The organism is Klebsiella sp. K5-306 (assembly GCF_051835185.1).
GTDB classification, from domain to species: domain Bacteria; phylum Pseudomonadota; class Gammaproteobacteria; order Enterobacterales; family Enterobacteriaceae; genus Klebsiella; species Klebsiella oxytoca.
Map to the genome: position 1 here is coordinate 1 of NZ_JAIFJY010000031.1, position 26,320 is coordinate 26,320.

At 50.4% G+C, this 26,320-nt stretch carries 22 protein-coding genes and 3 pseudogenes; 16 read left to right on the forward strand and 9 right to left on the reverse strand.

Features of this window, described 5'->3' with window-relative positions; all coding sequences use genetic code 11:
• Together K2184_RS27630 and K2184_RS27635 are read right to left on the reverse strand one after the other, a co-directional pair.
• Positions 1-72 (reverse strand): IS1 family transposase (locus K2184_RS27630; RefSeq protein WP_044061500.1); only part of this gene is annotated, 72 nt, incomplete at its 3' end.
• A gap of 190 nt (positions 73-262) precedes the next feature.
• Positions 263-1,470, reverse strand: a protein-coding gene (locus tag K2184_RS27635; RefSeq protein WP_085955172.1) for an IS3 family transposase whose coding sequence is annotated in 2 segments (ribosomal slippage) — positions 263-1,149 and positions 1,149-1,470 — 1,209 coding nt in all. Because the reading frame shifts where the segments join, the coding sequence is not laid out codon by codon here.
• A gap of 90 nt (positions 1,471-1,560) precedes the next feature.
• Here K2184_RS27635 and K2184_RS27640 point away from each other — a divergent pair.
• A pseudogene (locus tag K2184_RS27640) lies at positions 1,561-2,045 on the forward strand (IS1-like element IS1X2 family transposase); the annotation flags it as partial.
• A 15-nt stretch (positions 2,046-2,060) separates the two neighbouring features.
• Positions 2,061-2,603: pseudogene (locus K2184_RS27645) on the forward strand (ISL3-like element ISKpn25 family transposase); the annotation flags it as partial.
• A 295-nt stretch (positions 2,604-2,898) separates the two neighbouring features.
• Here the strand turns inward: K2184_RS27645 and silE are convergent.
• The 3 genes from silE to silR all read right to left on the reverse strand — a co-directional run bounded on the left by silE (position 2,899) and on the right by silR (position 5,729).
• Positions 2,899-3,330, reverse strand: coding sequence for a silver-binding protein SilE (gene silE / locus K2184_RS27650; RefSeq protein WP_004178091.1), 432 nt, complete (start codon positions 3,328-3,330; stop codon positions 2,899-2,901).
• Between the two features lie 250 nt (positions 3,331-3,580).
• Positions 3,581-5,056, reverse strand: a complete 1,476-nt coding sequence (silS, locus tag K2184_RS27655) for a copper/silver sensor histidine kinase SilS (protein WP_003032875.1) — start codon at positions 5,054-5,056, stop codon at positions 3,581-3,583.
• Complete coding sequence (silR, locus tag K2184_RS27660; protein ID WP_001572351.1) at positions 5,049-5,729, reverse strand: copper/silver response regulator transcription factor SilR; 681 nt, start codon at positions 5,727-5,729, stop codon at positions 5,049-5,051. Before silR ends, silS begins: the two co-directional genes overlap by 8 nt.
• A gap of 189 nt (positions 5,730-5,918) precedes the next feature.
• Here silR and silC point away from each other — a divergent pair, with 189 nt between their 5' ends.
• The 7 genes from silC (at position 5,919) to K2184_RS27695 (ending at position 15,594) form a co-directional block, all read left to right on the forward strand.
• Positions 5,919-7,304 (forward strand): Cu(+)/Ag(+) efflux RND transporter outer membrane channel SilC, encoded by a 1,386-nt coding sequence (gene silC, locus K2184_RS27665; RefSeq protein ID WP_000475512.1) that lies wholly within the window; start codon positions 5,919-5,921, stop codon positions 7,302-7,304.
• A gap of 28 nt (positions 7,305-7,332) precedes the next feature.
• The gene (gene cusF / locus K2184_RS27670) at positions 7,333-7,686 is read left to right on the forward strand and encodes a cation efflux system protein CusF (protein ID WP_001246153.1); all 354 of its coding nucleotides are present in this window, start codon (positions 7,333-7,335) and stop codon (positions 7,684-7,686) included.
• A gap of 113 nt (positions 7,687-7,799) precedes the next feature.
• Positions 7,800-9,092 (forward strand): Cu(+)/Ag(+) efflux RND transporter periplasmic adaptor subunit SilB, encoded by a 1,293-nt coding sequence (gene silB / locus K2184_RS27675; protein WP_004098959.1) that lies wholly within the window; start codon positions 7,800-7,802, stop codon positions 9,090-9,092.
• A gap of 10 nt (positions 9,093-9,102) precedes the next feature.
• Positions 9,103-12,249, forward strand: a complete 3,147-nt coding sequence (gene silA, locus K2184_RS27680) for a Cu(+)/Ag(+) efflux RND transporter permease subunit SilA (RefSeq protein ID WP_004098958.1) — start codon at positions 9,103-9,105, stop codon at positions 12,247-12,249.
• An 86-nt stretch (positions 12,250-12,335) separates the two neighbouring features.
• Positions 12,336-12,776, forward strand: coding sequence for a DUF411 domain-containing protein (locus K2184_RS27685; RefSeq protein ID WP_000758228.1), 441 nt, complete (start codon positions 12,336-12,338; stop codon positions 12,774-12,776).
• Between the two features lie 126 nt (positions 12,777-12,902).
• Positions 12,903-15,356 (forward strand): Ag(+)-translocating P-type ATPase SilP, encoded by a 2,454-nt coding sequence (gene silP, locus K2184_RS27690; RefSeq protein WP_023317528.1) that lies wholly within the window; start codon positions 12,903-12,905, stop codon positions 15,354-15,356.
• 40 nt (positions 15,357-15,396) lie between these two features.
• Positions 15,397-15,594, forward strand: coding sequence for a DUF2933 domain-containing protein (locus K2184_RS27695; RefSeq protein ID WP_000843497.1), 198 nt, complete (start codon positions 15,397-15,399; stop codon positions 15,592-15,594).
• Between the two features lie 33 nt (positions 15,595-15,627).
• On the opposite strand, the gene K2184_RS27700 is transcribed toward K2184_RS27695, so the two are convergent.
• Positions 15,628-16,365 (reverse strand): peptidoglycan DD-metalloendopeptidase family protein, encoded by a 738-nt coding sequence (locus K2184_RS27700; RefSeq protein ID WP_004182013.1) that lies wholly within the window; start codon positions 16,363-16,365, stop codon positions 15,628-15,630.
• Positions 16,366-16,653: 288 nt separating this feature from the next.
• The gene (locus K2184_RS27705) at positions 16,654-17,103 is read right to left on the reverse strand and encodes a copper resistance protein (protein WP_001023257.1); all 450 of its coding nucleotides are present in this window, start codon (positions 17,101-17,103) and stop codon (positions 16,654-16,656) included.
• Positions 17,104-17,336: 233 nt separating this feature from the next.
• Here K2184_RS27705 and pcoA point away from each other — a divergent pair, with 233 nt between their 5' ends.
• The 7 genes from pcoA to pcoE all read left to right on the forward strand — a co-directional run bounded on the left by pcoA (position 17,337) and on the right by pcoE (position 24,187).
• Entirely contained in the window at positions 17,337-19,154 is a 1,818-nt protein-coding gene (pcoA, locus tag K2184_RS27710; protein WP_000925242.1) for a multicopper oxidase PcoA, read from the forward strand.
• Between the two features lie 5 nt (positions 19,155-19,159).
• Positions 19,160-20,050 (forward strand): copper resistance outer membrane transporter PcoB, encoded by an 891-nt coding sequence (pcoB, locus tag K2184_RS27715; protein WP_001378118.1) that lies wholly within the window; start codon positions 19,160-19,162, stop codon positions 20,048-20,050.
• Between the two features lie 39 nt (positions 20,051-20,089).
• Positions 20,090-20,470: a copper resistance system metallochaperone PcoC gene (gene pcoC, locus K2184_RS27720; RefSeq protein WP_000025662.1), complete on the forward strand. Its 381-nt coding sequence runs from the start codon at positions 20,090-20,092 to the stop codon at positions 20,468-20,470.
• A 55-nt stretch (positions 20,471-20,525) separates the two neighbouring features.
• Complete coding sequence (gene pcoD, locus K2184_RS27725; RefSeq protein WP_080821469.1) at positions 20,526-21,404, forward strand: copper resistance inner membrane protein PcoD; 879 nt, start codon at positions 20,526-20,528, stop codon at positions 21,402-21,404.
• Positions 21,405-21,458: 54 nt separating this feature from the next.
• Entirely contained in the window at positions 21,459-22,139 is a 681-nt protein-coding gene (gene pcoR / locus K2184_RS27730) for a copper response regulator transcription factor PcoR (protein ID WP_001188930.1), read from the forward strand.
• On the forward strand, positions 22,136-23,536 hold the full coding sequence (gene pcoS / locus K2184_RS27735; protein WP_004152084.1) for a copper resistance membrane spanning protein PcoS: 1,401 nt from the start codon (positions 22,136-22,138) through the stop codon (positions 23,534-23,536). The genes pcoR and pcoS overlap by 4 nt, the downstream gene beginning before the upstream one ends.
• Positions 23,537-23,752: 216 nt before the next feature.
• The gene (gene pcoE / locus K2184_RS27740) at positions 23,753-24,187 is read left to right on the forward strand and encodes a copper resistance system metallochaperone PcoE (protein WP_004152085.1); all 435 of its coding nucleotides are present in this window, start codon (positions 23,753-23,755) and stop codon (positions 24,185-24,187) included.
• A gap of 231 nt (positions 24,188-24,418) precedes the next feature.
• On the opposite strand, the gene K2184_RS27745 is transcribed toward pcoE, so the two are convergent.
• Positions 24,419-24,598, reverse strand: a complete 180-nt coding sequence (locus tag K2184_RS27745) for a type II toxin-antitoxin system RelE/ParE family toxin (RefSeq protein ID WP_024623170.1) — start codon at positions 24,596-24,598, stop codon at positions 24,419-24,421.
• Positions 24,599-24,658: 60 nt separating this feature from the next.
• Positions 24,659-26,279: pseudogene (locus tag K2184_RS27750) on the reverse strand (ISL3 family transposase).
• Positions 26,280-26,320: the final 41 nt, after the last annotated feature.

Here is a 26,320-nt window from a genome sequence, read left to right on the forward strand (position 1 = left end):
AGTGCTTTTGCCGTTACGCACCACGCCTTCAGTAGCGGAGCAGGAAGGACATCTGATGGAAATGGAAGCCACGCAAGCACCTTAAAATCACCATCATACACTAAATCAGTAAGTTGGCAGCATTACCAATCATCTGTTCTCCAATGACTGGTCTAAAAACTAGTATTAAGACTATCACTTATTTAAGTGATATTGGTTGTCTGGAGATTCAGGGGGCCAGTCTAGTGATCTTGACCCTCCATCTCCGAACAGCTTTTGTATCTTAAGTTAACGATGTCCGCTGCCGCCGGTATTCCCTCGGGGAGTGATATCCCAGCGCGCTGTGCGGGTGGTTTTCATTGTAATGCGTGAACGCTACTGCAAGGTTTCGCAGTGCTGTTCTCACATCCGGTTTTGGCATGAACGCGATATAGTCTTCTTTCATCGTTTTCACGAACCGTTCGGCCATGCCATTACTCTGCGGGCTGCTCACCGCTGTTGTGCAGGGCTCCAGATTCAGCTCTCTCGCGAACCTCCACGTTTCATACGCGGTATACGCTGAACCGTTGTCCGTCAGCCACTGCACCGCTGTATCGGGCAACCTGTCGCCGAAGCGCTTTTCCACCGACCTCAGCATCACATCCTGCACGGTTGAACTGTCATAGCCTCCCGTGCTTGCTGCCCAGTCTATGGCCTCACGGTCGCAGCAGTCCAGCGCGAACGTTACCCGCAGTTTTTCGCCGTTGTCGCAGCCGAACTCGAAGCCATCTGAACACCAGCGCATATCGCTTTCTGCCACCGCTATCTTGCCCTTATGTTCACGCTTCGGTCGCTCTGGTTTGTCATGCAACAACAACAGGTTATGCTCGCTCATTATCCTGTAAAGCCGTTTGGCGTTCACAGGTGGCTGTCCCTCTGTGCGACGTTGCTTGCGCAGGATGCCCCACACGCGTCGATAACCATAACTCGGCATATCGCTGATGATGTCGAGGATAGCCGACAGTATTTCTTCGTCTGCTTCGTCATTACGCCGGTTACAGCGCTTGTCCTGCCAGTCGGCAGAACGGTTAATCCGCAGTGACAGCTGCGCACGCGACACGCCCATGGTGCGGCTGACCAGGGCTATTCCCCGTCCTTTGGCAACAAGGGCGCGTGCGCTATCCATTTTCGCGACTGGCCGTACTCCACGGCTTCTTTCAGGATCTCAACTTCCATCGTCTTCTTGCCCAGAAGGCGCTGAAGTTCCCGGACCTGCTTCAGAGCAGCAGTAAGCTCAGAAGCAGGAACGACTTCCTCTCCGGCCGCAACGGCGGTGAGGCTGCCTTCCTGATATTGCTTCTTCCACTTAAACAGCAGGCTGGGCTGGATACCATGCAGGCGGGCGACATGGGAGACATTCATGCCCGGCTCCATCGTCTGCTGGATAATGGCGATCTTCTCCTGAGGAGTTTTACGTTTACGGGCTTCTTGCCCTAACAGGATCCCGGTCATCTCAAAATTGGCGTTAGTGTTAGACATATATTCAAGCCTATCTCTTATCTGGAGATACAGCTACTGTCCGGTGTTTCAGGGGGCTACATCATTATGGGCGTTGGCCTCAACACGGTTTTACGTCACTTAAAAAACTCAGGCCGCAGTCGGTAACCTCGCGCATACAACCGGGCAGTGATGTGATTGTCTGCGCTGAAATGGACGAACAGTGGGGCTACGTCGGTGCTAAATCACGTCAGCGCTGGCTGTTTTACGCGTATGACAGGATACGGAGGACGGTTGTGGCGCACGTCTTCGGTGAACGCACTCTGGCCACACTGGAGCGTCTTCTGAGCCTGCTGTCGGCCTTTGAGGTCGTGGTATGGATGACGGATGGCTGGCCGCTGTATGAATCCCGCCTGAAGGGAAAGCTGCACGTTATCAGCAAGCGTTACACTCAGCGCATTGAGCGACATAACCTGAATCTGCGACAACATCTGGCAAGGCTGGGACGGAAGTCACTGTCGTTCTCAAAATCGGTGGAGCTGCATGACAAGGTCATCGGGCATTATCTGAACATAAAACACTATCAGTAAGTTGGGGTCATTACCCAGGCACAGTTAAGCAAAGAAGATCGCATTTACGTCAAAAAGTCCATTCGCTGGCTTACCCTGAAGCGACCCGGCAACCTGACGCCCGCAGAGCAAAAGGCGCTGGAGGTTGTAAAGCAGGCGATCCCAGCACTTGCCATGGCCTATGACTTCAAGGAAGCCTTCTTCTGCATCTACGACGAACCCGACAAGCAGAGTGCTCAGAACGCCTTTGAGGCTTGGAAGAACAGCCTGCCGCCTTATGGCATGGAGCCTTTCAAAAAACTGGTAAAAACGGTACACAACCATTACGACGACATCTTTGCCTACTGGGATGCGCCGTTCTCACTCACCAATGGCTATACCGAAGGGCTCAACGGTTTGATCAAGATGTCCAACCGGTTAGGTCGGGGTTATAGCTATGAGATCATCCGTGCAAAGACGTTGTACTCCAAAGAAGCCCGCAAGGTTGGCAGTGGTATTCGAGCAGGACGAGGCAAGGTCGAGTATGGACCGCACATTCCGACATTGTTGAAGCAGGCAGAAGGTGGAGAGTTGGATTAACGCGAGAGAGGGCGCGTCTGAGAATCCAACCAATGTTAGATTTTCGCAGGGTGGTGAAAAACAGAAAAATCCAACCAGAAGCAGCTTTTTGTCCGACTAAGAATCAAGGGTTAGAATGGATGAATTCCAACCCTAGAATGCAAATAGCCCATATAATAATTCCTTTCAGACAGGTACCGGTTAAGTGTAGCTGAGTCAGACAAAAAAGCCCCCTGACGGGGGGCAAAAATGTAGCAACGTTGTTTCAGGAAAATCTATCAGGGAAAAGGTAACAGCACGGATACTACCGTCGCATTCAGCCTGCATTGATCATGCGGCGGTGCGCTTCGGCCATGGCCTGATGTGGGCCGGATTGCCCGTTATTCATGAATTCATGAGCAACCGCTGCTCTTTCATGCTCATTCATCGCCGCGTAAGACGTTGACGGGACGGTCGTGGATACCGTGTTATTTCCCATCATCTTCTGATGACTTTCCACCATTTTCTGGTGAGCATCCGCCGAGCCGTTCGTCATGGTTTCATGAGCAATAATGGCCTGTTCATGCTGGTCCATACCGGTCATACGAGGAGCAGTCCCCTGGATCCCGACAGGAGCCTCAGCAGACTGCATCTGGTGAGCAGGAGCCTGTGCATTGTTGACGCGATCATGGATATTCACGGTTTCAGTGGCCCAGGCCGATGAAATTAAACCAAAGCCCAGCAAAGATGCTAATACGATATTTTTCATGATAACTCTCCATTTCTGAATTAGTGATGTCCGGGGAAGTACAACCGGTGTTTTCAGTTCCATAACTGAAACAAGTTCGGCAGCGTTTATTTCTCCGGAAGAGGGCTGGATATTCATTTCCTGGCGTACTCTGACGCCGGGTATTGATGAAGCAATCCAGCCTTCCTGATAAGTTGCACTAATTATATCGAATGGCTTCTGTTTGCTGCATGACAGGCTAATGACATCTTTGTCATTTACATCTTTATTTTCAGCATTGGGTTTCCGGGATCATTTTCTCCAGTCTGGGCACGGATAAGATAAAACGCGTGGAGCGTACGTCTGATTCCACCTGCACTCTTCCGTGATGTGCTTCCACGATTGACTTCACAATCGCAAGGCCGATGCCGCTGCCTTCTCCTTTTCGTTGTCTGGATGGATCCACCCGATAAAAACGGTCAAACAGCCTTGATAAATGTTCTTCAGGGATCGGTTTCCCCGGATTTTCAATCACAAGGTCAAAAAAGCTCTCCTGCTCTCTTATTGAGACGGTGATTGCCTGTCCCTCCGGGGTATAACGCAGGGCATTGGATAACAGATTATTGATCGCCCTTCTGAACATTTGTGGATCTCCCTCAACCAGGCAGGGCATCCCGTTAAATTTGAGCGTGATATTGCGTTCTTCGGCCCAGGCTTCGAAAAACTCGAAGACTTTCATGACTTCCGCTCTGAGGTCAAACATGACCCTGTCAGGTATCAGCTGATTATTATCTGCCTGTGCCAGGAACAGCATATCGCTGACCATTTTGGTCATCCGGTTATACTCTTCAAGACTGGAATAGAGGACATCCTCAAGTTCCCTCTGTGTTCGATCCTGACTCAGTGCGATTTCAGTCTGCGTCACCAGATTGGTGATGGGCGTTCTGATCTCATGCGCGATATCGGCAGAGAAATTGGCCTGGCGGGTAAAGACATCCTCAATCTTTCCAATCATATGATTGAACGAGATAACCAGTTGCTCCAGCTCAATGGGAACGCGTGTCGGTTCCAGTCGCGCATCAAGATTCTCGGAGGTGATGTTTTTAATGGCATTGCTGACATTACGAAGGGGCAGGTGCCCCTGACGGACAGCGATTCGAATGATCAGAACAATCAACAGGCTTATCACGACGGCAATCGCAATCAGGTTCTTTTTCAGCGCATCGAGGTAATGGAGATGGAAATTAATGGATAGGCCAGTCAGCATGACATAGTTCTGCTGTTTGCCCTGAAATATCGCCTGACCAGAGGAGGCGATAATCCTGTATGTTTCCATCTTCATTTCGGACCCGGTATCCATCGGTCCCGCAGGATCCTCCACCGTCCAGAGAAAGACATCCCGTGCGCGGCTGTGCTCGCTAAAATCTGCTGAATTCACTGCCGGGCGTAGTGCCGCCCCCTGAGCTGAGCTAAAGAGCACTTCACCCCTGGGATTGAGGAGCAAAAGGGCAACGTTGCGGTAGCTGGCAATTGATTCCTTTATTTTGCTTACTTTTTTTTCATCCGGATCTGCCGGGGACTGGAGTATACGGCTCAGTGTGGTGCTGATTTGTTGCAGATCGCTGACATCCTGCTCGGCAAAATGCTTTTCAACAGAATGCAGCATAAACCAGGTGAAGGCGATAAACGCCAGTATTGTGGACAGGCTGATAAAAAAGGTCAGCCGCAGAGCGAGTGAGAAAGGTCGTCTGGACGGTTTGCTATGCATCCGGGATCTCCAGCATGTAGCCCACGCCCCGCACTGTCTGGATCAGTTTTGTCCCGTAATCGTTGTCTATTTTAGCGCGGAGTCGCTTTACTGCGACATCAATCGCGTTAGTGTCGCTGTCAAAATTCATGTCCCAGACCTGAGAGGCAATCAGGGAGCGGGGAAGAACTTCTCCCTGATGGCGAATGAAGAATTCCAGCAAGCTGAACTCTTTACTGGTGAGCACAATGCGGTTCCCGGCGCGGCTGACTTTTCTGGATACGAGATCAACCGAGAGGTCAGCCACTTTAAGCTGGCTTTCCGTGATCATCGTGTTTCCCCGCCTGAGGAGGGTTCTTACCCGGGCGAGCAGTTCAGCAAACGCAAAGGGCTTCACCAGATAATCGTCCGCACCCAGCTCAAGTCCTTTGACCCTGTGTTCAATCGTGCCAAGGGCCGTCAGCAGTAATACCGGCATCCCCTTTCCGGCACTGCGCAGCATACGGATGATATCCCAGCCGTTTACATCAGGCAGCATGATATCCAGGATGACTAAATCATACTCGGCTGTCATGGCAAGATGATATCCGGTCAGACCATTATCAGCGTGATCCACGACGAACCCCGCCTCTGTCAGCCCCTTGCTGAGATATTCACCTGTTTTAATTTCGTCTTCAACGATTAATATTTTCATCATGCTCCCCGGCTGGCTGCTAATGTCATTTTATTGCGCCCACGATCGTTATCAACGGATTACAGCAAAAATGACAACATTGTCATTATCCTGTCACCCGGCAAACAGAGAGCGTTCGGTAAAGTATCCCTATCAATACTCTGGATTTCGTTTGAACCATTTACCAGGTCTGCCTGTACGAGAAGCGTTATGTTCAAATTAAAATTACTCAGCATCAGTACCATATTCATCCTGGCTGGTTGTGTTTCTCTGGCACCTGAATATCAGCGTCCGCCAGCTCCGGTTCCCCAGCAGTTTTCATTGTCTAAAAACAGTCTGACGCCTGCGGTAAACAGCTATCAGGATACGGGCTGGCGAAACTTTTTTGTCGATCCCCAGGTCAGCAGGCTGATCGGTGAAGCCCTGAATAATAACCGTGATTTGAGAATGGCTGCCCTGAAGGTTGAAGAGGCCCGGGCCCAGTTCAACGTCACGGATGCAGATCGTTATCCCCAACTGAATGCCTCATCCGGGATCACATACAACGGTGGTCTGAAAGGTGACAAGCCGACCACACAGGAGTACGACGCGGGTCTGGAGCTCAGCTATGAGCTCGATTTTTTTGGCAAACTTAAGAACATGAGTGAGGCTGATCGCCAGAACTACTTTGCCAGCGAAGAAGCCCGTCGTGCCGTACACATCCTGCTGGTCTCCAACGTTTCACAGAGCTATTTCAGCCAGCAACTGGCGTACGAACAACTCCGTATTGCGCGGGAAACGCTGAAAAATTATGAACAGTCCTATGCTTTCGTTGAGCAACAGCTCGTGACCGGGAGTACGAACGTTCTGGCACTTGAACAGGCGAGAGGACAAATCGAAAGTACCCGCGCCGAAATAGCCAAACGAGAAGGCGATCTGGCTCAGGCAAACAATGCCCTGCAACTGGTGCTGGGAACGTACCGCGCACTTCCGTCAGAAAAAGGGATGAAAGGCGGGGAGATCGCACCAGTAAAATTGCCACCAAATCTATCTTCACAAATTTTGCTGCAGCGACCGGATATTATGGAAGCGGAATATCAGCTGAAAGCGGCTGATGCCAATATTGGCGCAGCGCGAGCGGCCTTTTTCCCCTCCATTACCCTGACCAGTGGTCTTTCCGCAAGCAGTACGGAGCTGTCAAGCCTGTTTACGTCAGGAAGTGGAATGTGGAATTTTATCCCTAAAATTGAAATTCCTATTTTTAATGCTGGCAGGAATAAAGCCAATCTGAAGCTGGCTGAAATTCGCCAGCAACAATCGGTGGTTAATTACGAACAAAAAATTCAGTCAGCCTTTAAGGATGTTTCCGACACGCTTGCGCTGCGCGACAGTCTTAGCCAGCAACTTGAGTCACAGCAGCGTTATCTTGATTCACTTCAGATAACTCTCCAGCGTGCCAGAGGATTATATGCAAGTGGTGCTGTCAGTTACATCGAAGTGCTGGATGCAGAACGTTCCCTCTTCGCTACGCAGCAAACCATTCTCGATCTTACCTATTCCCGACAGGTTAACGAAATTAATCTGTTTACCGCGCTGGGTGGCGGTTGGGTAGAGTAAATTTATTTAATTAATCAGGAAATTAAAAATGCGTAATTCACTTAAAGCCGTTTTATTTGGTGCCTTCTCTGTCATGTTTTCTGCCGGTCTTCATGCTGAAACACATCAGCATGGCGATATGAATGCTGCCAGTGATGCTTCGGTACAGCAGGTTATCAAGGGCACCGGTGTCGTTAAAGACATTGATATGAATAGTAAAAAGATTACCATTTCGCACGAAGCAATCCCTGCTGTGGGCTGGCCTGCAATGACCATGCGCTTCACTTTTGTTAATGCAGACGACGCTATCAATGCCCTGAAAACCGGCAACCATGTCGATTTCTCGTTTATTCAGCAGGGCAATATCTCCTTACTCAAAAGCATTAACGTTACGCAATCCTGATTATCAGTCCGGAGCGAATACATCCAGTGCGCCTGAACATTCATTAAGGGATTACTGTGAATGAATGATCGGGCGCATATGCCAGGTGTTTTGATTTTTCAGCGAGAAATTGTATGGCTTCTTTAAAGATAAAATATGCTGCAATAATTATCAGCAGCCTCATAGCAGGGGGGCTGATATCGGTTACTGCCTGGCAGTATGTAAACTCATCACAAAAAACAGTACAAACCGAACAAAAGGCACCGGAGCGAAAGGTACTTTTCTGGTATGACCCGATGAAACCGGATACCAAATTTGATAAACCCGGAAAATCTCCCTTTATGGATATGGACCTGGTGCCGAAATATGCTGATGAAAGTGGCGATAAAAGCAGTGGCGGGATCCGTATCGATCCAACGCAGGTTCAGAATCTGGGATTAAAAACGCAAAAAGTCACGCGAGGAATGCTGAATTATTCCCAGACAATCCCGGCTAATGTCAGTTACAACGAGTATCAGTTTGTCATTGTGCAGGCGCGCTCTGACGGTTTCGTCGAAAAAGTGTATCCCCTGACGATTGGCGATCATGTGAAGAAAGGCACTCCGCTTATCGATATCACCATTCCTGAATGGGTTGAGGCACAAAGTGAGTTCCTGCTGTTATCCGGTACAGGCGGTACGTCAACCCAGATAAAAGGGGTTCTGGAGCGACTTCGTCTGGCTGGTATGCCGGAAGAGGATATTCAAAGGCTGCGTTCAACCCGCACAATCCAGACCCGTTTTACCATTAAAGCACCTATTGATGGTGTCATTACTGCGTTTGACCTGCGCACCGGCATGAATATTTCGAAAGATAAAGTAGTGGCTCAGATTCAGGGGATGGACCCGGTCTGGATCAGCGCTGCAGTGCCAGAATCTATCGCATATCTGCTGAAAGATACGTCGCAGTTTGAAATTTCGGTACCGGCTTATCCGGATAAAACATTCCATGTCGAAAAATGGAACATTCTTCCCAGCGTGGATCAGACAACCCGTACGCTTCAGGTCCGTCTCCAGGTTTCTAATAAGGATGAGTTTCTCAAGCCGGGCATGAATGCCTATCTGAAACTGAATACCAAGAGCCAGGAGATGCTGCTGATACCAAGCCAGGCCGTTATCGATACCGGCAAAGAACAGCGCGTGATTACTGTTGATGATGAAGGCAAGTTTGTGCCGAAACAGATCCACGTTCTGCATGAATCACAGCAACAGTCCGGCATCGGTTCCGGCCTGAATGAAGGCGATACCGTGGTGGTCAGTGGCCTGTTCCTCATTGACTCCGAAGCCAATATTACGGGCGCGCTGGAACGTATGCGCCACCCTGAAAAAACAGAAAGCAGTATGCCAGCAATGTCTGACCAGCCTGTAAATATGCATTCAGGGCACTGAGGAGACGACGATGATTGAATGGATTATCCGGCGCTCTGTCGCCAACCGTTTCCTGGTCATGATGGGGGCCCTGTTTCTCAGCATCTGGGGTACATGGACGATTATTAACACGCCGGTCGATGCCTTGCCTGACCTGTCAGATGTACAGGTCATTATCAAAACCAGCTATCCCGGCCAGGCCCCGCAGATTGTAGAAAACCAGGTCACCTATCCACTTACCACCACCATGCTGTCCGTACCTGGCGCAAAAACCGTGCGTGGTTTTTCACAGTTCGGGGATTCGTATGTGTATGTCATTTTTGAAGACGGCACCGATCTGTACTGGGCCCGTTCCCGCGTGCTGGAATATCTGAATCAGGTTCAGGGAAAACTGCCTGCCGGTGTGAGTTCTGAAATCGGTCCTGATGCCACGGGTGTGGGCTGGATTTTTGAATATGCCCTTGTCGATCGCAACGGAAAACACGACCTTTCAGAACTGCGCTCTCTGCAGGACTGGTTCCTGAAATTTGAGCTGAAAACCATCCCGAACGTGGCTGAGGTCGCTTCGGTTGGCGGCGTGGTGAAACAGTACCAGATTCAGGTCAATCCGGTAAAACTGTCCCAGTACGGTATCAGCCTGCCCGAAGTGAAACAGGCACTTGAATCGTCTAACCAGGAGGCCGGTGGCTCATCCGTTGAAATGGCCGAAGCGGAGTATATGGTCCGTGCCAGCGGTTATCTTCAGAGCATTGATGATTTTAATAACATCGTCCTGAAAACAGGTGAGAACGGCGTGCCGGTTTATCTGCGGGATGTTGCCCGCGTGCAGACCGGGCCCGAAATGAGGCGTGGTATTGCCGAGCTGAACGGCCAGGGAGAAGTCGCTGGCGGCGTGGTGATCCTGCGGTCGGGTAAAAATGCGCGCGACGTTATCACGGCAGTGAGGGATAAACTGGAGACGCTGAAGGCCAGCCTGCCGGAAGGCGTTGAAATCGTGACCACCTACGATCGCAGCCAGTTAATCGACCGGGCGATTGATAACCTCAGTTACAAGCTTCTTGAAGAGTTTATCGTTGTTGCTGTCGTTTGCGCACTGTTCCTCTGGCATGTCCGTTCTGCCCTGGTGGCGATTATTTCTCTGCCACTTGGCCTGTGTATCGCCTTTATCGTCATGCACTTCCAGGGACTGAACGCCAATATCATGTCGCTGGGAGGGATAGCGATTGCCGTCGGTGCGATGGTGGATGCCGCCATTGTGATGATTGAAAATGCGCACAAACGGCTTGAGGAGTGGGATCATCAGCATCCGGGTGAGCAGATTGACAACGCCACCCGCTGGAAGGTGATTACCGACGCCTCCGTGGAAGTGGGACCCGCGTTGTTCATTAGCCTGCTGATCATCACCCTGTCCTTTATTCCTATCTTTACCCTGGAAGGGCAGGAAGGTCGTCTGTTTGGCCCGCTGGCATTCACGAAAACGTACTCCATGGCGGGAGCGGCCGCACTGGCCATCATCGTCATTCCTATTCTGATGGGATTCTGGATCCGGGGGAAAATTCCTGCCGAGACAAGTAACCCCCTGAACCGGGTGCTGATCAAAGCGTATCATCCTTTGCTGCTGCGGGTCCTCCACTGGCCAAAAACAACCCTGCTGGTTGCGGCCTTGTCCATTTTCACGGTTATCTGGCCACTGAGTCAGGTGGGCGGTGAATTTCTGCCGAAGATTAACGAGGGCGATCTGCTGTATATGCCGTCGACCTTGCCTGGCGTCTCTCCGGCAGAAGCTGCAGCGCTCCTGCAGACAACAGACAAGTTAATCAAAAGCGTTCCTGAAGTGGCTTCTGTATTTGGCAAGACCGGTAAAGCAGAGACCGCAACGGATTCCGCGCCGCTCGAAATGGTGGAAACCACGATCCAGCTCAAACCTGAGGATCAGTGGCGTCCCGGCATGACAATTGACAAGATTATTGATGAACTCGACAGGACAGTCCGTTTACCGGGTCTGGCAAACCTCTGGGTGCCGCCTATCCGTAACCGTATTGATATGCTCTCAACCGGGATCAAAAGCCCGATAGGTATCAAAGTGTCCGGGACTGTTCTGTCCGATATCGACGCGACGGCGCAGAGTATCGAGGCGGTAGCCAAAACCGTGCCTGGCGTGGTGTCTGTCCTGGCTGAGCGACTTGAGGGCGGGCGCTACATCGATATCGATATCAACCGGGAGAAAGCTTCCCGGTACGGGATGACTGTGGGCGACGTCCAGCTGTTCGTCTCTTCAGCAATCGGTGGGGCTATGGTGGGTGAGACGGTTGAAGGCGTGGCCCGGTACCCTATTAACATTCGCTATCCGCAGGATTACCGTAACAGTCCGCAGGCGTTGAGAGAGATGCCAATCCTGACCCCAATGAAGCAGCAAATTACGCTGGGCGATGTTGCCGATATTAAGGTCGTTTCCGGACCAACCATGCTGAAAACCGAAAATGCCCGGCCAGCCAGCTGGATTTATGTTGATGCCCGCGGCAGGGACATGGTGTCGGTGGTGAACGATATTAAGACGGCCATCAGTGAGAAAGTGAAACTGAGACCGGGGACCAGTGTGGCATTCTCAGGACAGTTTGAATTACTCGAGCACGCCAATAAGAAATTAAAACTGATGGTACCGATGACGGTGATGATCATCTTCATCCTGTTATATCTGGCATTCCGCCGGGCTGATGAGGCCTTACTTATTCTGATGAGCCTGCCGTTTGCCCTGGTTGGCGGGATATGGTTCCTGTACTGGCAGGGCTTCCATATGTCAGTGGCGACCGGAACCGGGTTTATCGCCCTGGCCGGGGTGGCAGCAGAGTTTGGCGTGGTCATGCTGATGTATCTGCGTCATGCCATTGAAGCGCACCCGGAATTGTCCCGTAAAGAGACGTTCACACCGGAAGGCCTTGATGAAGCCCTCTATCATGGTGCCGTACTGCGTGTCCGGCCGAAAGCCATGACCGTGGCGGTGATCATTGCGGGTCTGCTGCCAATACTCTGGGGAACCGGTGCAGGTTCAGAAGTCATGAGCCGTATCGCGGCACCCATGATTGGTGGGATGATCACGGCTCCGCTGCTGTCCCTGTTCATTATTCCTGCCGCCTACAAATTAATCTGGCTGCGCAGACATAAAAAAAGCGTGTCCTGAACCTGAAAGGGCACCCCCTGTGGGTGTCCTTCTTTACTGATTCACCCTGACGTCAGGGTTTATATCGATAATATACAGAGGTGAGTATGAAAAAAGTGGTTCTAATGGCGCTGGCTCTCGGCCTTTCACTACCCGCGATGGCGAGTGAAAAAGTGATTGATATGTACAAATCTGAAAACTGTGGCTGTTGTTCCCTGTGGGGCAAAGCGATGGAAAAAGACGGGTTTGAAGTACGAACTCACGTCATGAATGATCAGGCGCTGTCAGCCCTGAAAGAAAAGCATGCTATTCCTGCAGGACTACGAAGTTGTCATACCGCGGTTGCCGGTAATTTGATCATTGAAGGCCATGTGCCTGCGACAACGATACATAAGGCAATGCAGTCTGGTTCGGGTATATACGGTCTCGCCACCCCCGGTATGCCAGCAGGAAGTCCTGGAATGGAGATGGGAGCCCGAAAAGAGGCTTACGATGTTATCGCATTCTCACCGGATGGAAGTAAAAAAGTCTTCCAGCGAATCGAATAGTCAGCGGAACGGCTGATAACGGGACGCCGGTAGCAGGCACTCCTGTGCCGGCGATATTCGTGGTAATCGCATCCATGACATACCCTGAAGACAGAAGATGCTTCGGTATGCATAAGGAGAGTTACTGTGAAAAATGACAATGCAGTGCAACACAACAACCAGACTGCTTCTGAGCAGACATTATCCCCGGACGAGGGCCACGTATTGCATAAGGTGAGAGATCCCGTGTGCGGGATGGCCATCCTGCCCGACAGGGCGCACAGCAGCATTCGATACCAGGACCACCAACTTTATTTCTGCTCCGCCAGCTGTGAGAGTAAATTTAAAGCCCATCCCGATCGTTATCTTACCGAAGATGCCAGTGAACATTCCCATCACCATCACCATCACCACGATCATCACGAAGTCAGCCCTGATCAGATAAAACAGCCTCACAACCAGGCGGAAAAAGAGAATTCTGAAGGTGTGTGGACATGTCCGATGCACCCGGAGATACGCCGCAGTGGTCCCGGAAGCTGTCCTGTCTGTGGAATGGCACTGGAGCCGCTCGTAGCTACGGCATCCACGGGGCCGAGTGATGAACTTCACGACATGACAAGACGCTTCTGGCTGGGGTTGTTGCTGGCGTTTCCGGTTCTGGTACTCGAAATGGGATCTCATCTGTTTCCCGACTTGAGGAATACAGTACCGCCACAGTACAACACATGGCTGCAGTTGCTTCTGGCCTCCCCTGTCGTGTTGTGGTGTGGCTGGCCATTCTTCGCCCGGGCCGGAATGTCGTTACGTAACCGCTCCCTGAATATGTTTACCCTTGTTGCAATGGGGACCGGCGTAGCCTGGGTTTACAGCGTCATTGCAACCGTCTTCCCCTCCTGGTTTCCTGCATCGTTCAGAAACATGGATGGCCTGGTGGCCGTTTATTTTGAAGCCGCAGCAGTTATTACGGTGCTTGTTCTGCTGGGACAGGTTCTTGAGCTGCGGGCACGGGAACAAACCTCAGGCGCCATTACTGCGCTTCTGAACCTTGCCCCCAAAACCGCCAGACGGCTGGATCATGACGGTCATGAAACGGATATTAATGCGGAAGATGTCCTGCCTGGCGATAAGCTCCGCATCAGACCTGGAGAGAGTATTCCGGTCGACGGTATCGTGATCGAAGGCAAAACAACCGTTGATGAATCGATGGTGACCGGGGAGTCTATGCCGGTTACCAAAACGAAGGGTGACCCTGTCATTGGGGGGACGATTAATCAGACAGGTAGTCTTATCATCCGTGCAGAGAAAGTCGGTGATGAAACGATGCTCTCACGAATTGTTCAGATGGTCGCTGATGCACAGCGTTCGCGTGCCCCCATCCAGAGAATGGCAGACAGCGTTTCAGGCTGGTTTGTTCCTCTGGTGATACTTATCGCGGTTGTTGCTTTCTTGATCTGGTCTCTCTGGGGGCCCGAGCCCAGGATGGCGCACGGTCTCATTGCGGCTGTGTCGGTCCTGATTATTGCCTGTCCCTGCGCGCTGGGACTGGCCACGCCGATGTCGATAATGGTGGGGGTGGGCAAAGGCGCCCAGGCCGGGGTGTTAATCAAGAATGCCGAAGCCCTTGAGCGTCTTGAAAAAGTGGACACGCTGGTTGTCGACAAAACAGGCACGCTCACGGAAGGTTCGCCTACGGTGACAGGGATTATCAGTCTCAGTCCGGGTGGGGAAATATCTCTTTTACGTGTAACAGCTGCAGTGGAAAAAGGTTCGCAGCATCCGTTGGGTATGGCTGTTGTCAGAGCCGCGCATGAAAAGGGGATCGTGATACCTGCCGTCAGTAATTTCAATGCCCCGTCGGGGAAAGGTGTCTCAGGCGATGTCGAAGGTCAACGGGTTGTTATTGGTAATGAACTGGCTATGCAGGAAAACAGTATCGTTATTGATAATCAAAAGGCCGTTGCGGATACGTTGCGGATGGAAGGCGCTACCGTTATCTATGTGGCCACAGACGGGAACCTTGCAGGCCTGATAGCTATCTCGGATCCCGTGAAAGCAACCACGCCGGATGCGCTTAAAGCTTTGCGTCAGGCGGGGATCCGCATTGTTATGCTCACCGGGGATAACCAGCTTACTGCTGAAGCAGTCGCACGGAAACTGGGAATAGATGAGGTTGAAGCCGGGATTCTGCCGGATGGCAAAAAAGCAGTGATAACCCGACTGAAAGCGTCTGGCCATGTGGTTGCGATGGCCGGAGACGGTGTGAATGATGCCCCGGCGCTGGCAGCGGCTGACGTGGGTATAGCCATGGGAACGGGTACAGATGTGGCAATAGAAAGTGCTGGCGTTACCCTTCTCAAAGGCGATTTGATGATACTCAACAGGGCCCGTCATCTGTCAGAAATCACCATGAAAAATATCCGGCAGAATCTGTTTTTTGCGTTTATCTACAATGCTCTTGGGGTGCCTGTAGCTGCAGGTCTGCTTTATCCTGTGTATGGAATACTGCTGTCGCCAGTTATTGCGGCGGCGGCTATGGCCCTTTCCTCCGTTAGCGTCATTGCAAATGCGTTGCGTCTGAAAAGTGTCAGGCTCGGGAAATAACCCTGAATGAAGGGTCTGTTACTAACAGAAGGAGTCCGGTATGAAAAGTACCACCTATGCGCTTATTGCTGTCGCCGCGATTGCGGCATTTGCCCTCCTGCGCGAACACTGGTCACATGTGGCAGGTTACTGGCCATATCTGTTATTGCTGGTCTGCCCGCTAATGCATCTTTTCCACGGCCACGGAGGGCATGGAGATCATCAACATCAAGGAAGTGAAAACGATAAAAAAAATTAATCCGGCAGACGGGGCCGCGTCGCGGCCCCGTTATCATTCCAGGTATCGTTCGTAGTCTCTGGCATGCGCAAAGGCATGCTGTTCAAGTTTGTTATCAGCGGGTGCCGCTGCCCGGAACGCCAGTGAGTTAACAGGATTGTTATTGATGACCAGCTCGTAATGCAGATGAGGACCGGATGAACGTCCGCTGTTACCGGATAACGCAATAGCGTCTCCCCGGGTAACCCTGGCCCCTTTAGTAACGAGTATTTTATTGAGGTGGAGATAGCGAGTTTTAACACCGGCTTTTCCCGTTACTTCAACAAAATATCCCATGGTACTGTTGTATTCGGCCCGGGTGATTTTTCCGTCGATGACGCTGACTATTTTCGTGTTCATGGGCATGGAATAATCAATGCCATTATGGGGACTCACTTTTCCCGATACCGGGTTAAGTCTTGCAGGATTGAAAGGCGAACTGAGTCTTGCTGTGGCCGGTAACGGATAATCGAGACTGCCTTTCCCGGAAGTATCGGAAAGGTTATAGAACTTTTTATCTGATATACGATACGCCGTGTAATTAAATGAACCGGACGTAAATTTATAGGCCACGACACGTGATTTTCCCGCTTTCTTTTGCAGTACGAGTTTTAATGATTCATTTTTTTTCAAATGCCGCAGATTAAACCGGGAAGGCAAGGAGCGCTGAAGAGTAGCGATCTCGTTCGATTCCAGCCCCGAGCGGGTGGCTGAAAGGTAGGCATTTTCTTTTACGACATCGGTAGAATACATTTACTGGAATTCGCCGTTAGCATGAACACTGCGGCGTATGCTAGGGGTTTTCAGGAGGCGTGTCATCTGTCAGTTAATCGGGAGCACCGTTGATGGTCGTCATTTTTGTAACATATCTTGTTTCCCGTTTGCTCCTGAAGCTCTGGGAACTGTATGACCAGCCCGACGGTGATGATTAACGGGACTGAAACAGGTTACGGCAGAGCAATATGGGGCTCATGTCCTGCTACGTAACCCGTCAGTAAAGCCCTGCTGCGCACCTGACGCTAAGCACTAACCCGCCTGCAGTTACCTGGTCGAATACAGCCCGCGAAGCTTTCTTGCCTGCGTCTGATGTGCTTCCGCACCGGCATTATTGACCTGCTCATGCACGAGAGCGGCTTTTTCTCCGGCATTCAGTTCGTTAAAAGAAGAAGACGAGGTCTTTGAATTTGCATCACTGCCGGACAGCATTTTTTTATGTTCCTCAATCATTTTCTGATGCGCATAGGACGCGCTGTTGTTCATAAATGAATGAGCAACAATGGCCCTTTCATGTTCATTCATTTCAGAGAATGAGGGCGTGTTGTTTTTATTAACCCTGTCCGGTAAGTTTTCATGCGTCGAGGAGTTCACATGACTGACGGCTGAGGCATTATTAACAAATCGATGTGCTTCATGGGCAATATCACTGGACTGAGCAAAAGCTGCCCCACAAAATAAAGCTGTAAACGCAGTGGTCGTGATTAATATATTCATGTGTAATTACCTTCTGAGGTACATAAAAGATGTCCTTATGATCATATATAAAAAAATCAACCTGTGGAGAAGATGACGTAAATGTAATACAGCCACGTACATTACACGATTGTAATGAATTTGTTTCTTAAGGTGTGCTAGATTCATTTCATTGTAAGTGGATGAACCAGTAATTTAATTTAAATCGGTTCTCGAATTCTGTCAGTAACCATACTTTAAATAAGGGAATGCGCATGCTGTTGAAAACGTCTCGACGAACTTTCCTGAAGGGGTTAACCCTCTCTGGCGTAGCCGGAAGTCTTGGCGTATGGAGTTTCAATGCGCGTTCCAGTCTGAGCCTGCCAGTTGCCGCATCCCTGCAGGGTACTCAGTTTGACCTGACCATTGGTGAAACGGCCGTCAATATCACGGGCAGTGAGCGTCAGGCCAAAACAATCAATGGAGGCCTGCCGGGGCCCGTTCTTCGCTGGAAAGAAGGTGACACCATTACCCTGAAGGTCAAAAACCGTCTTAATGAACAGACGTCCATTCACTGGCACGGCATTATTCTTCCGGCCAATATGGATGGTGTTCCGGGGCTGAGTTTTATGGGCATAGAGCCTGATGATACCTACGTTTACACCTTTAAGGTTAAGCAGAACGGGACTTACTGGTACCACAGCCATTCCGGTCTGCAGGAACAGGAGGGGGTATACGGTGCCATTATCATCGATGCCAGGGAGCCAGAACCGTTTGCTTACGATCGTGAGCATGTGGTCATGTTGTCTGACTGGACCGATGAAAATCCTCACAGCCTGCTGAAAAAATTAAAAAAACAGTCGGATTACTACAATTTCAATAAACCAACCGTTGGCTCTTTTTTCCGCGACGTGAATACCAGGGGGCTGTCAGCCACCATTGCCGATCGGAAAATGTGGGCTGAAATGAAAATGAATCCGACTGACCTCGCGGATGTCAGTGGCTACACCTACACCTATCTCATGAACGGGCAGGCCCCGCTGAAAAACTGGACCGGACTGTTCCGTCCCGGTGAAAAGATACGCTTACGGTTTATCAACGGCTCGGCAATGACCTATTTCGATATCCGTATCCCCGGGCTGAAAATGACGGTCGTGGCTGCAGATGGCCAGTATGTAAACCCGGTTACCGTTGACGAATTCAGGATTGCCGTTGCCGAAACCTATGATGTCATTGTGGAGCCTCAGGGTGAGGCCTATACCATCTTCGCACAATCCATGGACAGGACCGGTTACGCTCGAGGGACACTGGCCACGAGAGAAGGGTTAAGTGCTGCCGTTCCCCCCCTCGATCCCCGTCCTCTGTTGACCATGGAAGATATGGGTATGGGGGGAATGGGACATGATATGGCAGGAATGGACCACAGCCAGATGGGAGGCATGGATAACAGCGGAGAGATGATGTCTATGGACGGTGCTGACCTTCCGGATAGCGGGACATCCTCCGCGCCCATGGATCACAGCAGCATGGCCGGTATGGATCATTCCCGGATGGCCGGAATGCCGGGTATGCAAAGTCATCCTGCGTCAGAAACGGATAACCCACTGGTTGATATGCAGGCGATGAGCGTCTCTCCGAAATTAAATGATCCGGGTATTGGTCTTCGAAATAACGGAAGAAAGGTTCTCACGTACGCGGATTTGAAAAGCCGCTTTGAGGATCCTGACGGACGTGAACCTGGCCGTACCATAGAACTGCATTTAACCGGCCACATGGAAAAGTTTGCCTGGTCATTTAACGGAATCAAGTTTTCAGATGCCGCACCGGTGCTGCTGAAATACGGTGAGCGGCTCAGGATCACGCTGATCAACGATACCATGATGACTCACCCCATTCACCTGCATGGTATGTGGAGCGATCTGGAAGATGAAAACGGTAATTTCATGGTTCGTAAACACACAATAGATGTTCCCCCTGGTACAAAACGCAGTTACAGAGTGACAGCAGATGCGCTTGGCCGCTGGGCGTATCACTGCCATTTGCTCTATCACATGGAAATGGGAATGTTTCGTGAAGTCCGGGTGGAGGAATGATGCGAATGAAGAGAAATTTGAAGGCCATACCTGTTCTGGTCGCCGGTTTGTTTACCTCACAGCTTTCTATTGCGGCGGGCTCCGTCTCTGCAGATCCCCACGCCGGGCACGACATGTCTGCCATGCAGATGCCAGCAGATGAGAATTTCACTGAGATGACGTCAATGGAGCCCATTGTAACTGAGAGCAGAACGCCAATTCCGCCTGTTACCGATGCCGACCGGAAGGCTGCATTCGGCAATTTACAGGGGCATGCGATTCACGACAGTGCGATTAATTATCTGGTTCTGCTGGATCAACTGGAATGGCAACGGTCGGATAACACCAACAATTTCAGCTGGAGTGTTAACAGCTGGATTGGAGGCGACACAGATCGGATTTGGCTAAAGAGTGAAGGTGAACGAAGCAATGGGGAAACGGAGGCGGCTGAAGCGCAGTTACTCTGGGGACATGCGGTTGGCCCATGGTGGGATTTGGTTGCGGGTGTCAGGCAGGATTTCAGACCTGCTTCTGCCCGGACCTGGGCTGCTGTCGGTTTTCAGGGGCTGGCACTCTATAATTTTGAGTCTGAAATTACGGGTTTTGTCAGTAATGGCGGAAAAGCAGCCCTTCGTCTGGGAGGAGAATACGACGTTTTACTGACTAACCGGCTCATACTCCAGCCATCCTATGAGGTGAATTTCTACAGTCAGGATGATGAATCGCGGGGTCGCGGCAGGGGACTGACTGACACAGAGCTGGGGCTCCGACTGCGCTATGAAATACGCCGTGAGTTTGCACCCTATATAGGCGTTTCCTGGAATCAACTTTACGGGAAAACATCCGATATGGCGAAAAGAGAAGGTGAGAAAGACCATCAGGTAGTATTCCTGGCGGGAGCCAGAATCTGGTTTTAACGCACTGATATAAAACACTCAACTAAACAGGTAAATAAAATGTCGATTTTAAATAAAGCCATTCTTACAGGTGGCCTCGTTATGGGCGTTGCTTTCTCTGCTATGGCCCATCCGGAATTAAAAAGCTCTGTGCCACAGGCTGATTCAGCCGTAGCGGCCCCGGAAAAGATTCAGCTTAATTTCTCGGAAAATCTGACCGTGAAATTCTCAGGTGCAAAATTAACGATGACGGGTATGAAAGGCATGTCATCACATTCTCCGATGCCGGTCGCGGCAAAAGTGGCGCCAGGCGCTGACCCTAAATCGATGGTCATTATTCCGCGAGAGCCTTTACCCGCTGGCACTTATCGTGTTGACTGGCGCGCGGTTTCTTCAGATACGCACCCTATTACCGGTAATTACACCTTTACAGTGAAGTAATATTATGAACGACCTGATTATGATTGTTATTCGTTTTCTTCTTTATCTGGATTTGATGGTAATATTTGGATTGCCATTTTTTCAGATATATGGAATAAGCGGTGTCAGACATGAAACCTATAACCTGACTAATTTCAGGTCGTTTATAACCTTTGCTGTTGTTACAGGCATCATTCTTACTGGCATTAATATGCTCCTGGTATCTAATGCCATGAGTGGAGTAACTGACCTCAGAGAATTATCCATCCATGTTATCGAGATGGTGATAGAAGAAACTGATGTGGGTATTAGCTGGATTGTCAGACTCTGTGCCCTGTTTACCACACTCGGTGCTTTGTTCCTTTACACTAATAAGAGAGTATTGTCCTGCCTGCTGATGACGATGAGTGGGGGCGTGGCGCTGGCTACACTTGCCTGGGGAGGACACGCCGTTATGCATGACGGTCTGCATTACTATCTCCATTTACTGAGCGATCTGACCCATCTCGGCGCTGCAGGTGCCTGGACAGGTGCTCTGGTTGCATTTGCTATCCTGCTGATGCGCAGAAACGAGCATAATGCACAGAGCGTCATTGTGATATCTGACTCCCTGGCAAAATTTGCCACGGCAGGAACGGTGATTGTTGTAGCCCTGATCCTGAGTGCGCTGGTCAACTATCTGTATATTGCTGAGGGTAACTTAACTCCCTTATTCAACAGTTCCTGGGGGAGGATATTGCTTGCCAAGACGGCTCTGTTTGTTCTGATGCTTCTTCTGGCTGCAGCAAACCGGTTTCACCTGGGTCCCCGGCTTGAAGTTATGGTCAGGGAAGGGAATTATGATCGCAGCGTTGCCCTGATGCGAAACAGCATCCTGACAGAATTCGTTGTTGCGATTATCATTCTGGGCGCCGTAGCGTGGCTTGGAATGCTTGCTCCGTCTCAGATCAGCTAGGGGACAGCCAAAGCTCATGCGTGAGATTTTTACTTTCATATCAGCGAGTTGACCATGCAGCGTATTTTAATCGTTGAAGACGAACAAAAAACAGGTCGTTACCTGCAGCAGGGACTGGTTGAGGAAGGCTATCAGGCCGATCTCTTTAATAATGGCCGCGATGGTCTCGGGGCCGCGTCGAAGGGACAGTATGATTTGATAATACTGGACGTGATGCTGCCTTTCCTCGACGGGTGGCAAATCATCAGCGCACTGAGGGAGTCCGGGCACGAAGAACCGGTCCTGTTTTTAACCGCAAAGGACAACGTGCGGGACAAAGTGAAAGGACTGGAGCTTGGCGCAGATGACTACCTGATTAAGCCCTTTGATTTTACGGAGCTGGTTGCACGTGTAAGAACCCTACTGCGCCGGGCACGCTCGCAGGCCGCAACAGTCTGCACCATCGCCGATATGACCGTTGATATGGTGCGCCGGACCGTGATCCGTTCGGGGAAGAAGATCCATCTCACCGGTAAAGAATACGTTCTGCTTGAGTTGCTGCTGCAACGCACCGGAGAAGTGTTACCCAGGAGTCTTATCTCGTCCCTGGTCTGGAACATGAATTTTGACAGTGATACGAATGTGATTGATGTCGCCGTGAGACGTCTGAGAAGTAAAATTGATGATGACTTTGAGCCAAAACTGATCCATACCGTTCGCGGTGCCGGATATGTCCTGGAGATCAGAGAAGAGTGAGGTTCAAAATTTCCCTGACCACACGCCTGAGCCTGATTTTTTCTGCGGTGATGCTTACGGTATGGTGGTTATCAAGTTTTATCCTGATTAGCACCCTGAATGGCTATTTCGATAATCAGGACCGCGATTTTCTGACAGGTAAACTTCAGCTCACCGAAGAGTTTCTTAAAACAGAGACGTTCAGGAACAAAACGGATATTAAGTCATTATCAGAAAAAATAAACGATGCGATGGTGGGGCACAATGGCTTATTCATTTCTATAAAAAACATGGAAAATGAAAAAATTGTTGAACTCTATGCCAAAAATTCTGTTGTTCCAGCGGTCCTGCTTAATAAGTCGGGTGATATTCTCGACTATATGATCCAGACGGAAGAAAATAACACCGTGTACCGCAGTATCTCGCGGCGGGTTGCCGTGACGCCGGAACAGGGTAAAAGCAAACATGTCATCATTACGGTTGCCACGGATACTGGGTATCACACCCTGTTTATGGACAAACTCAGTACCTGGCTGTTCTGGTTCAATATCGGTCTGGTCTTTATTTCTGTTTTTCTGGGCTGGCTGACCACACGTATTGGTCTGAAACCGCTACGGGAAATGACCAGTCTGGCTTCCTCCATGACCGTACACAGCCTGGATCAGCGTCTAAATCCCGATCTGGCTCCGCCGGAAATCTCTGAGACCATGCAGGAGTTCAATAATATGTTTGATCGCCTGGAGGGGGCATTCCGGAAACTGTCAGATTTCTCGTCTGACATCGCGCATGAGCTGCGCACACCAGTCAGTAATCTGATGATGCAGACGCAGTTTGCACTGGCTAAGGAAAGGGATGTTTCGCATTACCGCGAAATTTTATTCGCTAACCTGGAAGAACTGAAAAGGTTGTCACGAATGACCAGTGACATGCTTTTTCTGGCACGTTCAGAGCATGGTCTGCTGCGGCTGGATAAACATGATGTGGATCTGGCAGCCGAACTGAATGAATTACGTGAGTTGTTCGAGCCCCTGGCAGACGAAACAGGAAAGACAATCACGGTTGAAGGAGAGGGCGTTGTTGCCGGAGACAGCGATATGCTCCGACGTGCTTTCAGTAACCTGCTTTCCAATGCAATCAAGTATTCTCCCGATAACACCTGTACAGCGATACACATTGAGCGTGACAGTGACTGTGTGAACGTGATGATTACGAATACGATGTCCGGCCAGGTTCCCGCTAATCTGGAACGTTTGTTTGACCGGTTCTATCGCGCAGACTCATCAAGGTTCTACAACACGGAAGGCGCGGGGCTGGGATTATCAATTACAAGGTCGATCATTCATGCTCACGGCGGCGAGCTGTCAGCAGAACAGCAGGGGCGGGAAATTGTGTTCAGTGTGCGTCTGTTAATGGATTAATACCGTTATTCAGGAGAAACCCGGAAGGTGACAAAAATGTCATCGTTCAGTCACGCGATAAACAGAGGCGGTTTTTTATAATCAGCCATAAATCAGGACAGCGTGATAATTCAATCGCCCGGTTCCTGGCGTGATGATCAACCAGCCCTGAGATCAAATGCTTTCTCTGTTATAAGCCGTTGATTGTTTGGGTATGAAAACACCGGAGACCCAACCATGAAAAAGATCCTTGTATCATTTGTTGCCATTATGGCTGTCGCTTCATCCGCCATGGCTGCAGAGACAATGAACATGCATGACCAGGTAAATAATGCCCAGGCACCCGCCCATCAGATGCAGTCAACCTCTGAAAAAAGCGCTGTTCAGGGAGACAGTATGACAATGATGGATATGAGCGGTCACGATCAGGCTGCAATGACCCATGAAATGATGCAAAACGGCAACGCTTCTGCCCATCAGGACATGGCTGAAATGCATAAAAAAATGATGAAATCCAAGCCAGCAGCTTCTAACGAAACAGCAAAATCATTTTCCGAAATGAACGAGCATGAGAAAGCCGCTGTTGTACACGAGAAGGCGAATAATGGTCAGTCTTCAGTGATTCATCAGCAGCAGGCTGAAAAGCATCGCAGCCAGATCACCCAGAATTAACCCGCAGCTCCACTTGTCAGACCCTCATTTGACGCCGAAGTCACTGGCTTACGCTCCCGCCGGGAGCGTTTTTTTTCGTAATTAATAAGTGTCATCAAAAGCATCCATCACCATTATCATAATTGGCCCTGATCAAATAAAATTTAACTTATGTTGCGCGAGAATTCAGTTCATGAAAAAAATATCAGTATCATATTGTTTTTAATTATTATTTTCGTTCCCGGTTATATCCTATATCCAGGGTTCATGCCGCGCCGTATCCTGAGACTGGCTGAGAATACGAATGATCATAACCACCGAATGTGATGACACAAAATAGATCATGTGCTGTTCCACCGGCAGCGAGCAGATATTGTCTCCCAGCTCCGCGCGATGCGTGCCTATGTCATGCATGGCCAGAACGTCAAACACCGCTGCTATACTGTTACCAACGGTGCAAAACTGGGTCTTCCGCAACTTAGGTGGAGTTGTTTAAGCCAGAGGGCTCATGACTCGTCGTCGCAGTAACTCGAAGCCAGCTCGACCGTACATCTGCCGTTTCAGCATCTTCAGGCGGTTTACATGGCCTTCCACAACGCCATTACTCCATCTGCTGCTTATCGCTTCGTGTATTGCTGTTGCATCCGCTTCCATACCGGCCGCAACACGCTGAAGGTCAATGAGCCCACTTTGACTGACGTCAGAGAACCATTGATTTAACTGCGATTTATTCTTCGTTTTCAACATTCGATAGAAGTCGAGCGACAGCTGTTGCGCCATTTTCAGTTGCGGTTCTTTCTGGCACATCGATTCGATGAAGCGGGATGCATAGTTTTCTTCTCCTCTGATCATTCGCCAGGGCATTAACCAGCGGCTTACTCTGGATGCTGAGGGGAGTCGAACTGGGGCGATAACGGGACTGTTAACCTGCTTACGCCACTTAGCCACAGCATCCCTGACCGTCGTTTCGCTCCCGGTGAAGCCAGCATTTACCATCTCCCGCCATAGCTGCCCGGCATTATGGTTACCGTTTATCCGTTGTTCTTCCAGCCATTCCTGCCATGGTTCAAGTAACCCGGGTCTGGGTGGCTTAGTTGATATTTCAGGGAACGCTTTTGACTGTATCCACCGGCGAACCGTCACCCGGGACAGTCCGGTGATACGCGATATTTCTCTTATCCCACAACCCTTTTTATGAAGAGAGTCTACCTCAGCCCAGCGCTGATACCGTTTGTCACGTCGCTCTCGTTTAATACGTTCAGGGCGACGTAACGTTGACGTTGGCACCAAAGACGCTTCAGCATTCTGTTTTTTGGGGGGATAACTCGGTGGCCACCAGTCGTATCAATGGCATGTGTCTGTACATCATGCGCTCCAGCGCATCACCAATATTCTTCAGCAGATGCCAGCGATCGGCCACCTGTATTGCCTGCGGTGCACCATCGCGAGCAGCTAACGCATAGATCCCCCCACGATCGCGTGAGACGACCTGTATTTCTGGGTATTTTTTGAACCATGCCGCCAGAGTGCGTTGCTCCCGGCCTGGCAGTAACACCAGGGGGCGATGGGTATCAAGATTTACGATCAGTGTGCCGTACCTGTGGCCCCGATGCCATGCCCACTCGTCAATACCAACATGCCTGGTCCGGTTCTCTGTTTGTTCCGGAGCTTGAACCACTCTGCGCAGTAAAGTATCCGCGCTGATCTGTATTCCTGAAGCTACTGCAGCTCGTCTCCCTGCTTCACCACCTGCGATAAGCCCCAGCTGATGCTGCAGATTTTTCAGCAATGCAGAAGACTGCTGCTGCGGGCCTGCAAAGGGAGCAAGCGATTCAGCAAAAATTTTACGTGAACAGGAAGGGTTACGACAGTACCAGTGCCGGATGGCGAAGACTAACCAGAGGGCCTGGCCTGAGCATGGAAGATGCTGTACTCGCCTCCGCCGGCAACTATGAACAGAATGACTGTGCGTGAGGCACTCAGGACATGATGCCGTTTTACGTGTGGCGCGGAGATGGAGGGTTATTCCATCAGTACCAGTAATCTGTCGGCAGGTTTGCCACCCGCGCGGTAGCTGTAAAAGTCTCTTAAGTGAGGCCATTTTGTTATACATAACTTAAAACAGCTTAGATCCTTGTTAACTAAAAAGTTTCA